Source organism: Myxococcales bacterium (assembly GCA_022184915.1).
Lineage (GTDB): Bacteria > Myxococcota_A > Polyangia > Fen-1088 > Fen-1088 > JAGTJU01.
Window position 1 is genome coordinate 48,990 of sequence record JAGTJU010000005.1, and the last position, 14,200, is coordinate 63,189.

Sequence of the window (14,200 nt, forward strand, 5' to 3'; positions counted from 1 at the left end):
AAAAAAACGGATGCTGCAGCGTCGACAGGCACGTCACCCCGGCGGGGACCCCGACGGGGGGCGGCTTGATCGAGGTCGCGGCGCACCTTCGCCCACCGCGAACCGCCGGGATCAGCGAGCGGGGGCTTCCGCCACCGCGGGATCGGCGCGTCGTACGACCAGCGTTTGCAGCGACTGCACCTCGTTGGTCTCGCGTGCAAACACCTGAATCAGGTTGCTTCCCGGCCATAGCGGCACGTCGGCCGCGAAGGTGAGCTTGCGTGGGTCCCCGGAGTTGCGCAGGTAGTACACCTTGCGCGCGGGCATCTTCGCGTCGCGGTTCCACACGCTGATGAACACGTCGCGCACCTCGTTGTCGTCGGTGGCCTGCCCTTTCACGGTCACGCTCGGGTTCGAAACCGTGGTCGGTGCCATTGCGGTCAGCACGGGGGGCGTCACTTGCCAAACGGGTTCGTAAGTGGGCTTCGGTGGGCCCCCCGGCTGCAGATCCGCCGTAGACACGAAGGCGGGATGCCCCTCCTCCAAAGTCACCCGGGTGTAGGCACCAAGCCGGCCCGTCACCTGAAAAGCCGCCCCCTTGGGCGCACGGCCCACCACGAGCGCGCCTTCCATGGGCGCTTCCCTCAACGCTGCCGTGCTCTTCGCCACCGTGGCGGTGCCCGAAGCGGCCTCGGTGGCGCGCCCCTCGTTGGCCACCTTCACCTTGATTTTGTCACCGACGGATTCACCCAGGACGCGGTCCACCACCGACAGCTCCAACGTGTACTCTTTGCCCTGGAACTCCGGCCCCAGCTCGTAAGTGAACGACACGGGCCACTCTTCGCCCGGGGCCAGTTCTTTGTGTTCGAAGCGCCCCTTCGAGATCAAGACGCCGTTTTGACCAGGGCCATTCCGGATGATGGCCTGAGGACGCAAAGCGGCGCCGGCCCCGATGTTCTTCACCTTCACCAGCATGCGCAGCTTTTCTCCGGGCTGCACGCGGCCGTCCTGGTTGCTGCCTTCGCCGTCGTCGATGGTTTGATAGTTGTACGCAAAGAGCGGGCGAGCGCGGCCGGCAATGTCAACCGCCAGCTTGCCGGGCTCGGCCTCGATCGGCCCCTGCGCCGACAACTCCGTGCGAATCAGGTCCGTTCGGGTGGCCATGTGCTTGGGGATGCGCACGGACAGCTCGTAGGACTTGCTCTGCCCAGGTTCAAGCTTGCCGAACACCATCTCGTTTTCGTCGAAGAGCGAGTCGTCGCTCTTGAGCACGGTGCGCACGCGATACGCCGTGGTGGTGCCCACGTTCTTCACGGTTCCCCGGAACTTGATCTTGTCGCCCGCTTTCACCTTCGGGCCTCCCAACGCCTCGAGTGCGCTCGTCAAACGTGCCGTTGGCTGGTTCGACGGAGCTGCGCTCCAATCCACCCCCAGCTTCGAGAGGGCCTCGACCACTTTGGCGTCTTGCTCGGCCCGCACCTCTTCGAGGTAGCTCTTCGATTGCTGCACGAGCGGCGTACGTCGGGTCGACTTCGCCTGCGCCAGGAAGTCACGGGCGAAGGTGATGCTGAAGTCGAGGTTCAGCTTGCCGTAGATGTCCTCCTCTTCGTCTTCCCCTTCCGCATCTTCCGGGCCCTCGAGCGCGGCACTTTCCTCGTCGATGACGTCCTCTTCCGACTCGTCCAGATTGGGCGCTTCCTTACCGGGAGGCTGCTCGAAGAGGTAGGACACGTTCTCGAGTGGCGCCTCGGCCTTCGTGGCCGTGGGGTTCTCCAGGTGCCACTCGTAGTCGCTCTCCTGCCGGCGGTGTGACGAGGGCTGAAGGTAGATGCGGGATTCGTCCCCCGTTTTTTGGACGAAAAGGCGGTCGAGCTCGATGTCGGGCGTCACGCCCACGCCCTGGATAGAGATGTCGCCCGCAGTGAGGTACTGCGCCGTGGTGAGCTTGAGCCCAAGCTTGTCATCGCCGCCCTTGTTGTTGCCCAGCTTCACGGGTGCGTTGATGTCGAAGAGCATCTGCACAGAGCCCTTGCCGAAGGTGGTGTCGCCAATCACGACGCCGCGATCCAGGTGCTTGATGGCGCCCGCCACGATCTCGGAAGCCGACGCGGAGTTTTGGTTCACCAGCACCGCCAGGGGCACCTTCACATCGCCACCCCGAGACGCATGCTCATCGCGCCGCTGCGTACCGCCTACACCCACCATGGAGACCAACACACCCGATTCTATGAACGCATCGGCCACCTTTTGGGCCTGGTCGTAAAGCCCCCCGGGGTTCGAGCGCAGGTCGACCACGATGCCCTTGACCTTCTCGCTCTCGAACATTTCGAGCGCCTTTGAAAGATCTGCGTCCGTGTTCGCAGTGAAGCTCACGATCCGCACGTAGCCCACCTTGCCCCCGGGCCGTCCGTTTTTGGCAGGGGCGTTCAACACTTGCGGCGGAGGCTCGATCGAGGGCGGCCGGATGGCGTCACGCACGATCGTGAACTTTTTCGGGGTCTTGGCACCTGCCCGCTGGATGTAGACGTCGACCGGCGCGCCCACGTCCCCACGCAGGCGTTCCACCGCGTCGGTCAAGGTCATGTTGACGGTGGACTCGTCGTTGATGCGCATGATGTGATCCTTGGCCTTGAGGCCTGCGCGCATCGCCGGTGTGTTGGGCATGGGCTTGCGCACGATCACCCGGTTCTTCTTGTCCATGCCGATGACGATGCCCAGGCCTCCAAACTTGCCCTGCGTCGTCATGCGCATCTCTTTGAAGCTCTCGACGTCCAGCAGCACCGAGTGCGGATCCAGCGTGTAGAGCATGCCGTTGGTCGCGGCCGACTCAATCTCGACCAGCCGGGCTGCCTCTTCGCTGGGCGCCACGGGGTGCAGATTGGGCTGAATGAACTTGAAGATCTCCTGAAGCTTGCTGCGCAGGCTCCACGGTGCATCCACGCCTTCGAGGGAGAAGGCCTTCTCCTTGCCGTTGACCCGCACCGTGACCGTTTTGGGGTCGCGTTCGGGCTGCCGGTCGATGAGGATCTCGGGCACGTCCCTCTGCAGGAAATCGAGCGCCCCCACCAGCATGCGCTTGGGGTTGAGCCGATTTTTATCGAAGTAGCTCTCGCGCACGTGAAACAGCGTGCGGGTGAAGATGGGTAGCTGCGACAGGTCGTAAGCGGCGGACTGGCTGCTCACGGCGGCCCGCAGCGGGGGGTTGGCCCCCACCGTCAGGTCCTGTCCCCGGTTGTAGACGGAAATTACGAGGGCAAGTGCACAAGCCCCAACGAACACGACGAGCTTTCGGAAGCGGCGCATGAATGACTCCGGCTTGGGCGCTTGTGACGGATCGTCTGCCAAGTCCATGTAGGATTGAATCATAGCCCCGGGGCGCCTTCTTGGCATCCGGGAGGGTCACAGTATTTCGGTGGCTGTCCGTAAAGGTGGCCGGGAACCCCACCTTTGGTGTCAAATGAAGGTTCAATGCGGTTCGATCGTTCCCGGACGAGGGCATGTTTGCGTGTGGCGGCGGTGACCTTTCCCATGCTTCTGGCGGCGAAGCCCGTGAGGAATGCCCCCACCGTTGGATCACAACCCCCGCCCGCAATGGACCATTCCCCGCCTCCCCACGAGGTGAATCTCTGGGGCGGACATGGCGAGGGCCTCACCCTTGGCCGGCAGACCTGGCTCGACCTCGCGCGGGGGCAAATGGCAACGGGGCCCGCGGCGCCTGCGGCGGCTCGCGCAGGCGCGGGTCACGCGCGGGGCGTGGCCGCGGGGTTCACCATCGTGGGCAGCGTGGCGGTTCTGGAAGGCGACGAGCTCACGACCACCCCAAGTGGAACGGGCTTTGGCCTCAACAAGGACAACCTCGCCCAGATCAGCAGCCGCTTCATTGCCGCGTTCGGTGACGAATACGACCAGATCGCCGTATTCCTCGGCTTCACGGATCGCCTGTCCCAGCAGGCCCTGGCGTACCAGCAACCCGTCAAGAACGACATTCGCGGCCTTGGCCTCGGCTTTTGGGACGAGACCCGTCAATTTGGCTCGCCGAGCGGTCGCATGGAGTCGATGCTCAACATGAAGCGCATCAACGTCTATGGTCGCGACGCCGCCAACGACCCGGACAACGACCTGTATTCCGTGTGGGCCCAGGAAGCCGCCCATCGTTGGGCGCTTTACTTCAAATACCGGTTTCCCGACGACGCCGCCGACCGCACCGACCTGCTGCTGCGGCAAAACGCGCACTGGGCGCCCTGGGTGCAGTCGGAGGGCTCTTTCCTCGACGGACTCAACTGGAAAGACAACGGTGATGGCACGTTCACCGTGCTCGATGCCAACAAGCGCTACGGCACGGCGGATCAGTACGCCATGGGGTTACGCTCGGCCAGCGAGGTGCCTGCGTTCTTCCTTCTCGACGAGTTCCGGGATGAAACGGGTGGGTCCATCGATCGCAACGCGCGTTTCTCCCCGGGACGCCGGTACACGGCCAAGCGCACGAACGTGACGAGCGAAGACATCGTCCGCGCCCTGGGCCCGCGAGAGCCGGCCCGCAGCCCCGCGGCCGAGGACCTGAGGATGGGTGTGGTGTTCCTCACGCCGCCGGGATCGGGTCTCGGCCTTTCGCTGGGCGAAGCGTTTCGGGTCGAGACCACCCGTGCCCCCTGGGACGGCTTCTACAACGCCTCGGCCGGGGGGCGAGGCAAGGTCTGTACCGAGCTTTTGCGCCCCTGCCGAGGGCAAGCGTTTACCTTCGGCGCGCCCACCTTGGCCGCGGCGGGTCGCCCCGCAGGCGTGGTGGCCCCCGGAGACGAAGTGCAGGTGACGCTGCCCGTGACCAACGTGGGCACCGAGCCCGGTGTTGCGACCGTGTCCGCGCGGGGTGAAGACATCACCTTCTCGCCTTCCCCCGTGTCGACGCCGCCCCTGGCCCCAGGTCAAGCGACCGTGGTGAGCTTCACCGCGCAGCTCCCGGCCACGCTCGTGTGTGGAGCGCCCCACAAGATCGATTTCGAGGCGCCCGGGCGGCTAGGACCCTCCAAGGGCTTTTACGACGTGTCCGTGGGCCTTGCCAGGGGCGCGGGCTTCGACCTCGAAGACGCGGGCACGCCCGCCGCGTGGACGATCAACCCCGACGGCACTGACACGGCCCTCGTGGGGGCCTGGGAGTGGGGAACACCCGAGCGGACCGAAGCGTTCCAGTTCGTGCTGCAACCCGGCGGCGCCGTTTCCGGCACGCGGGCCTTCGTAACGGGGGCCGCGGCGGGCCCGCGGCCCGAGGCCAACGACCTCGACTTCGACACCACGGCCCCCCAGGTGGGGCGCACCACGCTGGAATCGCCGCCCATGCCGCTTGCGGGCCTCGGCAACCCGCGGCTCTCGTACCAGCTTCACTTCGTGGCCGCAGGCTTCGAGAGGGAGGTCTTGGTGCCCGGCGCCGGGGACGCTTTTTACGTGCAGGCGTCGTTCGACGGAGGGCCCTGGGTGGAGGTGGATCGCGTGCCTGCCACCTTGGCGCTCGGCTGGGAGAGCCGCTTGGCCCCGCTCGCGCCCGCGTTGGCGCTGGCCCCCGCAGCGTCCAGCGTGCGCTTTCGCTTCGTGGCGGAGGACAGCGATCTTTCGGAGACCGTGGTCGAGGCAGCACTCGACGACGTGTTTTTGATGGGTGAGCTGCCCGCATGCGGCGCCCCGGCACCGGGTGTCCCACCGGAAGTCAAACCCAACGACGGAGGCGGCTGCAGCCTCGCAGGCCCGCGCGGAGGGGCGGACGCCCCGTGGAGCCTCGCCGCGCTCGCTCTCTTGCTTGCCCGCGCGCGACGGTTCACACGGCGCGCCTGACGGGGGCGGCAAGCCGCGTGTAACGCGCCAAAAAGGCCTCGGCCGCCTCGAACAGCATCGTCTTTCTTTCCCCCGGCATGCCCGCGAGGTTTTGCAGCTGCACCTTGAGCCGCGGGTTGTTCGCGAAGGTCTCCTTCTGCTTGTCCACGAAGCGCCAATAGAGCCCGTCGACCACGTCGCACCAGTTGTGCGGCCCCCGCAAGCCCGTGGGGCGCTCGTAATCGGACATGCGCAAGAGGTAGTTGCTGCCGCAGACGTAGGGCTTCGTCGCAAACAGGCCTCCATCTGCAAACAACGCCATGCCGAACACGTTGGGCACCATGACCCAATCGCTCGAGTCCACGAACATCTCCATGAAGTAGCGGTACGCAGCGTGCGGCTCAATCTCGCAAAGGGTCATGAGATTCCCCAGCACCATGAGCCGTTCGATGTGGTGCGCCCAGCCCATCCGCTGCGCTTTGCGGATGACATCGTCGAGCGGAGGAATGCCGGTTCGCGCCTCCGTCCACGCAGGCGTGAGCTGGCGCTCGTGATGGAAGTGGTTTTGCGCCATCTCCCAGGCGCCGTGCCGGTGATAGACGGCACGCACGAACTCGCGCCAACCGATGACTTGGCGCACGAAGCCCTCCACGGCGTTGAGAGGCACACCGTTGCGCTGCGCGGCCGCCAGGCTCTCTTCGACCACCTCGGCGGGCGTCAAAAGCCCCGCGTTCAACAGGGGCGAGATCACGGCGTGAAACAACGTGGGCGAGCGCGACGACAGGGCGTCTTCGTAGTCGCCGAAACGGGGGAACCTCTCCTCCAAAAAGCGCTGTAGCCAGCTGAGCGCTTCGGGGCGCGTGACAGGTAGCCACCAGGTTCCTTCCGAGAGCTCACCCGGGTGCTGCGCGAAACGCTGGTTGACGAGCGGTATCAATTCACGCACGTGCTCCGTGGGCGAAACGCGCAACGGGGCCGGCAGCGCCAACTGTGGAGGCAGCGACTTGCGGTTGTCCTGGTCGAAGCTCCAGCGCCCTCCCACGGGAGCCCCCGCGCTCGTGATGAGCACGTCGAGGTTACGGCGCTGCCACCTGTAAAAGCTCGCCATGAGCGGCTTGCGCTGGCGCGACAGAAAGAGATCGGTCACCGGCCGCGCCGTCAAAAACATGGGGCTCGCCATGAACTGCAGCTCGAGCCTTTGGCGCCGCGCGAAGTCGACGAGGCGGCGTTCGAAGAAGCTATCTTCCACCTCGAACATGACGAGCCGGCGAACGCGCTGCCGCTCGACGAACGCCGCAAGCTTGTCTTCGTAGCTTCCCGGAGCGCCCTTCGGCTCACGGCCCAGGGCTTCGTAGTGCACGCGAAAGCCCACACGCCGCAGCCCCTCGGCGTAGTGCCGCATGGCCGCGAGGAAAAACACCAGCTTTTGTTTGTGATGCCGCACGTAGGTGCAAAGTCCCTCGTCCTCCGCCATGAAGACCTCGGCCCCCCGCAGGTTGGCCAAGTGACTGCGCGGGAAGAGCTGATTGCCCAGCACCACGAGGGCCGTATGCGCCTCACGAACCATGTCCTTTGGATGCCCTCCGCAGACCCTCCGCGACGGCCACAGAGAGAAACGTCCTTTCAAGTTCCTTCGGAAAGTTTACGAAAAGCAAACATCGGTTTAACCATCCTGTCACGACGGGCGTGGTATCACTAAAAGGGTAGAAGGATGGTTGTGTGAGGCCGTGTAGGGAGCCGGTAGCAAAGGAGTCAACGGTGTTTGGGTTCGACGTGAAGGACAGGGGTAAGGACATCAAGGGTGCGGAGGCCAAAGCTGAGGCCAACCGGGGCGCGACGGAGCCGCTGTGGGACGGTGGGTGGCGGGAGCGGCGGGAGCGGGCGGCGCGATTCCTGGCAAGCGTGGATGCTTCTCTCGCTGCCCGGCGGCGTCGCCGGAACAGCGGGGTGATGTGGTGAGCCAAGGCACCCGACGAACGCGTGAACGACCGAAAACATTGTAGAAAGTTCGACGAAGGGCGCCGCATTCCGTGAGGAGGCGGCGCCTTTCCTTTTCGGCCTCAGGCGAAGCGCCCCTGACGCAGGTTTGTTTCCAACACGCAACCCGGCCGCCGCCGAAACGAAGACGGCAGGGAGCATCCTGGGGACTGGAGGAGGGACCCTTTGCCCCAGTCCTTGATTCATCTTTCCGACCTGCACATAGGCCGCAGCGCCGCCGACGAACGGTGTGCCCAGGCCTTCGTTGACAGGGCGATGGTCGAACGCATCGACCACGTCGTGGTCACCGGCGACCTCACCAACAGAGGTCGCCGGGAAGAACTGTCACGCTTCCACGAAATCTTCGCCCCTTTGCATGCCGCGCGTCGGCTCACGCTCGTGCCCGGCAACCACGATCGCCTGGGCCACGACGTGGCGGGCGAGATCCAACAGGGCGCCCGCGTCGAAACGAAGTGCCTGCCGGGTCTATATTTGATCCGCTTCGATTCGACGGGCCCGCACAACCGCTCCTGGCTCGCGGGGCATGGAGCCATGTCGGGTGAGGACATCGAGGCGATCCTCGAAGCCGCCCACCACGCGCCGGCGGGGCACCTGGTGGTGCTGCTGCTCCACCACCACCCTCTGCCCCTTCCCGAGGACAACACGGCCGAGCTCCTGTCGTCGTGGCTTGGCTGGCGATGGACGGCCGAGCTGGAACTCGGGTGGACCCTGCTGAGATCTTTGGCGGGCCGCTGCGACCTGGTGCTTCACGGCCACCGGCACCGCCCCCGCTCGTTTTCGCTCTTCGAGGACACGCCGCGTCCGCTTCGGATCTTCAACGCGGGTAGCAGCACGGAGATGGGTGTGGCCCGGGTGTTCGCCCACGCGCAGGGACAGCTCGAGGGTCCCGCCGTGTGGTGGCGCCACACGCGGGTGAGTCGCCAGGCGCGGCACGTGGCGGCCGAAGCCGTTCACGTGGTGGCCTGAGGCGCGACGGGCGGGGGGCACACACGCCCCCTGCCGATGTCCTGCGCGAACGGTCAGCCCGCGAGGGCCACGGCCCGCCGATGCGCCAGGCTGGGGACCAGCACCGGCGTGGGGGGAAGCCAGCGGCTGATGACGTCGAGGGCCTGGCGGTTCCCCACAACCGACTCCGGAACGATGCGGCTGCGGAACAACGAAAGGTCGTCGAGAAAGGCCAACATGTCGCGCACGTGCACCTGCTGACCCAGCGCCCGACCGCCACCGCTTTGTTCGAGGAAGTGGCCGTTGATCGCCTGCTCGAAGTTGTGAGGCTCGGGGATCGCGAGTACGGGCTTTCGCAGATAGAGCGCCTCACCCACCAGTTGGTTGCCTGCCGTGCTCACCACGGCTTCGCAGCCCGCCAGATCGTCCATGAAGCGCTTTTCGTCCACCGCGAAGAAGCGCATGTTGCCTTCGGCGGGTCGGGCACCAAGTCCGTACACCTTCACGGGCAGGCCTGTGGCCGTGAGCGCATCGAAAAGTCCCGGGGCGGGGTGCCGGCGCATGTACACCAGGAGATAACCGTCGCGGCGGGGCCGCACCTTCAAGAGCTCGGGGCGCAAGAGCACACCGATCTGAGAGACGTTGTGCAGACCTGGCTTGAGTGCAGGGCGATAAAACGACGAAACCACCGTCTCCACCTGCCAGTTGTAAAGGGCGCGCACGACGGGGGCCGCCATCGCGGCCTTGTGCCGAAGGCCCAGGGGCAGCGAAGAGAGGTCGTTCACCACCAGGTAGTGCTGGTGGTCGAAGCTGACGAAGGGCACGCCTGCAAGCCGCGCCGCCCGCGGCAGCAAGGGCTCGAAGTCTGCGATGACGAGGTCGGGCTTTTCGCGCTCGAAGTGCGGAAGCAGCGCCGACACCCGCGGTGCCATTTGTCGCAGGTAGGAGACGTTCCGTGTCAGCGTGCCCAGCAGCCGCACACGGCCGTGCCGGTCGTAGGAAAACTGAAGGCCCTCGAGCTTTTCGACCCGCACGTCTGTGCCGCGAAACACCGGCTCGAGCAGCGCAAACGCCAGATCAGGCGCGAACACCACCACCTTGTGGCGCTTGCGCAAGCCCTCGACGAGCGTGCGTGCCCGTGTGGCGTGCCCCCGCCCCTCCCCCGATAATCCGTAAAAGATCGTAGCCATGTTGATGGTCCCTTGGGGTTGATATCTTCCCGGCAGTCCATGAACCTTCCGTGCGGCGCGCGTGACGATTCAGTCGCAACTCCGTTTCGGCTCGCGCGCGGCGTACAAAGGAGTGGGGCGTCCTTGGCCCGCGGGGGTTGGCGCTTCGAGCGCAAGGGGCGCACGCGCCGTATGCTTCGTCATCGTGTCGACTGAAGCAGCGTGGGTACTGTTGCGCGGCCTGGGGCGCGAAGCCTCTCACTGGGGCGAGCTGCCTTCCGAGCTCGCGGCGCGCTTTGCGGGATGGTCCATCTGCACGCCAGATCTTCCTGGCACAGGGGCCCGCCTTTCGGCGAAAAGCCCGGCTTCGATTCCCGAGATCGCCCAAGCGGTGCGCGCCTCACTGGACCCGGAGATCAGGGCGCGCCGCTTGTGGCTGGTGGGCCTGTCCTTGGGAAGCATGGTCGCGCTTTCCTGGGCCCTGCAGTTCCCCCAAGACGTGGCCGGGCTGGCTCTGCTGAGCGGAAGCGTGGGCAGCCTTTCGCCGCCGTGGCGACGCTTGCGGCCGGGCGCGCTCCGCACCTTCGTGCAAATTGCGCGGGCACGCTCGGCGGGCATGCGCGAGCAGCTCACCTTGGCAGTCACGTCGGCAAACCCGGCGGCTCAGAAGGCGGCGCTGCCGGCGTGGACCCAGGCCGCGGAAGCCCGCCCGGTGTCGCGGCACACCTTGGGGCGCCAACTGCTGGCGGCCCAGCGCTTTCGCCCGCTCGTCATGCCCCTGGCCATTCCCACGTTGGTGTTGGCAGGCGCACGGGACGCGCTCGTGCACCCCAGTTGCTCACAGCGACTTGCGCAGGCGCTGGGGTCTCCGATTTTCATCCACCCCGAGGCCGGACACGACCTGACGCTCGACGAGCCTGCGTGGGTGCTGGATCGCCTGGGCGCCTGGGCGGCTTCGGAAAATGTAACAATCAAGACTTGAAATTGTCGCTAAACTGTCATGTGTGCTCTTCAAAAAACGCCTCGTGGGTGACTACCCCTCGGCGGCCCGCTTTCAGGCGGGATGGCGCACCCTCGCACACCACCTGAACGGGGAAGAGTCGATCGCGGGGCACTCCGTAGAGGGCAGGCCCATTTACAGGTTCGACCTGGGCACCAAGGGCGCCCCCGTGGTGATGCTGAGCGCCCTCATCCACGGCATCGAGGTGATTGGGTCTGTGGCCCTTTACCAGGTGCTCCGGGACCTTGGCGCGTCGGACGCCGGCAAAAAGCTATTTGATGAGCTGCACCTCGTGGTGCTGCCCATCCTGAATCCTGATGCGTTCACGCGGAACATGAACCACCTGGATCGGGGCTGGCCGGCCCTGCGGCGCACGAACGCACGCGGGGTGGACCTGAACCGCAACTTTCCCCACGTGGCCCCGCTGGAAAAGCGCCACCTGTTTTCGGGTTCGACCTGGAAGGGCTCCCCGCACTACCAGGGCCCCAAGCCCTTCTCGGAGCCAGAGAGCCGGGCCGTGAGGAACGTGGTGGAGACCCTCGAGCCCCATCTGTCTCTGGGCTTTCACAGCTTCGGCAACATGATCCTCTACCCGTGGGCGTTTTCTCAGCAGCCAAACCGGCGCTACGCGGTGTACAGCGACCTGGCCAACGCGTTTGCGGCCGACATCCAGGGCGCGCGCTACGCCGTTCGGCAGGCCTCGCAGTTTTATCCCACGGTGGGTGACATGGATGATTGGCTCGATGATCAGCACGGCACGCTCGCCATGACGATCGAAGTGGGCGCCCTGAACCGTAGACTTTTTCACCCGCTGCGGCTGCTGAACCCGTTTTGCTGGATGAACCCACTGCGCATCGAAACCACCGTGGGGCATCTGGTGCCGGGCATGCGCGCGCTCTTGGATCGCGCGGCCCACATGAAGCTACCGGCGCTCACGCCGGCCTGAGCGCGGGGGCTGCCGTACGGGGGCAGGTAAGAACTCTGCCTTCGAAACGAAATCGGGAGGGCATCTCGGCCCCCCCGACTAAGCTCGTTTATGTGGAGTCTCGAAAGGGGGACTAGTCGGTGTGAACGACCAGACCCAGGACGCTCTGGAACCAGGTATCCGTGCCTTCACCGTCGCGATTTGCGAAGATCTGAGCGTCAGACTTCTCGAAGCGGTTGTCCAAGCGAATGACGAGATTGCCGGCCTCGTAAGGCTTGTACTCGAGGGTCACAGTGCCCGTGATGAGGTAGTTGTCCTCTGCACCCCAGATGAGGCCGTCCGGGTCGCCAAGATACTCACCACGCAGAGCCACGCCGAGCTGGTCCGTCAGACCAAGACCGCCGGCTAGGCTCGCGCCGTACCACGTGCCATCGTCGAGCGCGTTACCGGCGCTGTCGACGCGCTTGGTGTTCATGCCGTAGTCGGCGTTGAACACGAGGCTCAGGTTGCCAATTGCAGCCGTCGCCACCAAGTCCACGAAGTGATCGAAGAAGTCGGCTTCCGGGTCCAACGAACCCATGTACCCGAGGATCACGGCGACATCGCCCATGGCGTACGCGCCCTGGAGGGCCACAGAGGGCGTTTCATCGCCCGAGTCAACGATGTTGTTGGCGCCGTTGACCACCATACCGGTCAAGGTCAACTCGTCACTGACGGCGGCCGCGGCCCGAACGCCCGTGTGCCAGAAGGGCTGCATGGCGTAGTAGAGACCACCGCGCGTGTAGTTCAGGTTCTTCCAGCTTTCCGCAACCTCGGCGCCGAAGATGGTTCCAAACTGACCCACGTCGATCTTCAAGGAGCTCGTTGGCTTCCACGTACCGAAAGCCTGGAGGATGTTCTCAATCCCGAGCCCGAGCTGACCGGCTTCCGTCCCACGTCCGTAGAAGATCGGAACCGATGGGCCGAAGCGGAGCGAAGCGGTGGCGCCGAAGTGCTCGGTCTCGTAGACAGTGTCGATCCCGAGGAACGAGAGGGAAAAACCGTTTGCCGCCGAGTAGGCGCGGTGACCTGGCTGCGTCGCCGAGTTCTTCGACGTCGAGTAATTGTAGTAGGCGTCCGCGAACATCGAGATCTTGAGGCCGCTCGACGGGGCCGCCGGGGCCTCCGCGGTCTGCGCGAAGGCAGTGCCTCCAAGAAGCGTTGTCACGACAGCTGCTGAAAAGATACGAGTCATTTGCGCTTTCTCCCTATGGGTGTTGGTGTGTGCAAGTCGAAAGTAGTGAGCGCAACCCACGCTGTAAAGCACGCGAAAGCGTTCGGAAACAGAGTTAGCCACAGTGAAATCGCTAAGAAACGCGTCCGAAACAAGCGAGGTAGTGAAGAAGCAGCAATCGCACGTTTTGCGCCCCTAAACCCCTGCTTGCGCCTCACGCACCACGATCCAAGCGGGTGCCGTTTGAACACGGGAAGCGTGTGAAGGTCGATGCCTTTCTTTACCCCACATGGCAAATGGTACGTGGCGGACCTGTTGCGCTTACGTCACGGAATCCAACCGTTAACTTCCAGGAAATAGATAGCCAGATCGAGGGGAGATTCACGCGTTTCCGTGCCTCTTTGCCTCTCGAAAGCCGCCCGCGAACGCACACGAACGCCCTTGCGAGCCTCGCGCCCTGCCGCGCCCCGGACGGCCCCAGGCGCGGACGGTTCCCCTGCCCGAGACAGCGGGAGGCCCCCGTCGCGCCTCATCTCGCCAGGTATCCGGCAGTCTTGGTTACAATCGAGCCTCAGGTTTCAACCGCACACCTCGCGAACCGGCCACCGAGGCCGACCGCAGGTCGTGGGCTTGAAACAATCGTGCCGAAAGGCGCGCCTGGTGCGCGAGGCATGTCGGGGTAACAGCCCGTCTCGGAGAGGCCAACCGACTTTGGGGCTTGCCCGGGCAACGGGCTAGCCGATGCGATATGATCAAAAAATCGATATGTCCTCAAGGCGGATGATCACGACCCTGCACGCGCTCGTCGCCCTCGTGGTGGCGCTCGCGTCGTGTCTCGGCGTCTTCGCGCCGAACGAGGGAGCATTCCGCCCCACCGGCACGGTCGGCACGTCGAGCCCGCCTGCGTCCTCCCCGGCCGAGCGGACTGAACCGGAGCCCGCGGAGGCGCCTGCACCGGAATCCGGAGAGCCCGGAGAAGGCCCAGGCACGGAGGCCGCGCGGCTGGCCAAAGCCCCGGGTTCTGGAAAACGCCCGGCGTCCGTCCTCGTAAGGGCCGGCGCCGGGGTCCCCCTGGCCCGGGCCCCTCACGTCTTTGCCGGTTTGACCGTCCCGCGGTCTCAGCCCGCCCACATCGCGTACCAGCGCTTTTTGAGCTGAGCCCCTCTCCG

General features: G+C 65.3%; 10 protein-coding genes. 6 read left to right on the forward strand and 4 right to left on the reverse strand.

Features of this window, described 5'->3' with window-relative positions:
* Positions 1–111 precede the first annotated feature (111 nt).
* A complete protein-coding gene (locus tag KA712_18695; GenBank protein ID MCG5054997.1) occupies positions 112–3,330 on the reverse strand; it encodes a PDZ domain-containing protein in 3,219 nt (1,072 codons plus the stop codon).
* Between the two features lie 240 nt (positions 3,331–3,570).
* Here KA712_18695 and KA712_18700 point away from each other — a divergent pair, with 240 nt between their 5' ends.
* Positions 3,571–5,802, forward strand: a complete 2,232-nt coding sequence (locus tag KA712_18700; GenBank protein MCG5054998.1) for a hypothetical protein — start codon at positions 3,571–3,573, stop codon at positions 5,800–5,802.
* On the opposite strand, the gene KA712_18705 is transcribed toward KA712_18700, so the two are convergent.
* Complete coding sequence (locus KA712_18705) at positions 5,786–7,348, reverse strand: cryptochrome/photolyase family protein (protein MCG5054999.1); 1,563 nt, start codon at positions 7,346–7,348, stop codon at positions 5,786–5,788. The genes KA712_18700 and KA712_18705 overlap by 17 nt on opposite strands.
* Before the next feature lie 191 nt (positions 7,349–7,539).
* On the opposite strand from KA712_18705, the gene KA712_18710 reads away from it, so the two are divergent.
* Positions 7,540–7,740, forward strand: a complete 201-nt coding sequence (locus KA712_18710) for a hypothetical protein (protein ID MCG5055000.1) — start codon at positions 7,540–7,542, stop codon at positions 7,738–7,740.
* A 204-nt stretch (positions 7,741–7,944) separates the two neighbouring features.
* A complete protein-coding gene (locus KA712_18715; protein ID MCG5055001.1) occupies positions 7,945–8,745 on the forward strand; it encodes a metallophosphoesterase in 801 nt (266 codons plus the stop codon).
* 53 nt (positions 8,746–8,798) lie between these two features.
* Here KA712_18715 and KA712_18720 read toward each other — a convergent pair whose 3' ends face one another.
* Entirely contained in the window at positions 8,799–9,914 is a 1,116-nt protein-coding gene (locus KA712_18720) for a glycosyltransferase (GenBank protein ID MCG5055002.1), read from the reverse strand.
* Between the two features lie 184 nt (positions 9,915–10,098).
* On the opposite strand from KA712_18720, the gene KA712_18725 reads away from it, so the two are divergent.
* Positions 10,099–10,875 carry an alpha/beta hydrolase gene (locus KA712_18725; GenBank protein ID MCG5055003.1) on the forward strand — a complete coding sequence of 259 codons (777 nt, stop codon included), beginning with the start codon at positions 10,099–10,101 and terminating at the stop codon, positions 10,873–10,875.
* Between the two features lie 22 nt (positions 10,876–10,897).
* Positions 10,898–11,839, forward strand: a complete 942-nt coding sequence (locus KA712_18730) for a succinylglutamate desuccinylase/aspartoacylase family protein (GenBank protein MCG5055004.1) — start codon at positions 10,898–10,900, stop codon at positions 11,837–11,839.
* Between the two features lie 112 nt (positions 11,840–11,951).
* Here KA712_18730 and KA712_18735 read toward each other — a convergent pair whose 3' ends face one another.
* On the reverse strand, positions 11,952–13,025 hold the full coding sequence (locus KA712_18735; GenBank protein MCG5055005.1) for a porin: 1,074 nt from the start codon (positions 13,023–13,025) through the stop codon (positions 11,952–11,954).
* A gap of 786 nt (positions 13,026–13,811) precedes the next feature.
* Between KA712_18735 and KA712_18740 the strand changes: the two genes are divergently transcribed.
* The gene (locus KA712_18740; GenBank protein ID MCG5055006.1) at positions 13,812–14,189 is read left to right on the forward strand and encodes a hypothetical protein; all 378 of its coding nucleotides are present in this window, start codon (positions 13,812–13,814) and stop codon (positions 14,187–14,189) included.
* Positions 14,190–14,200 lie beyond the last annotated feature (11 nt).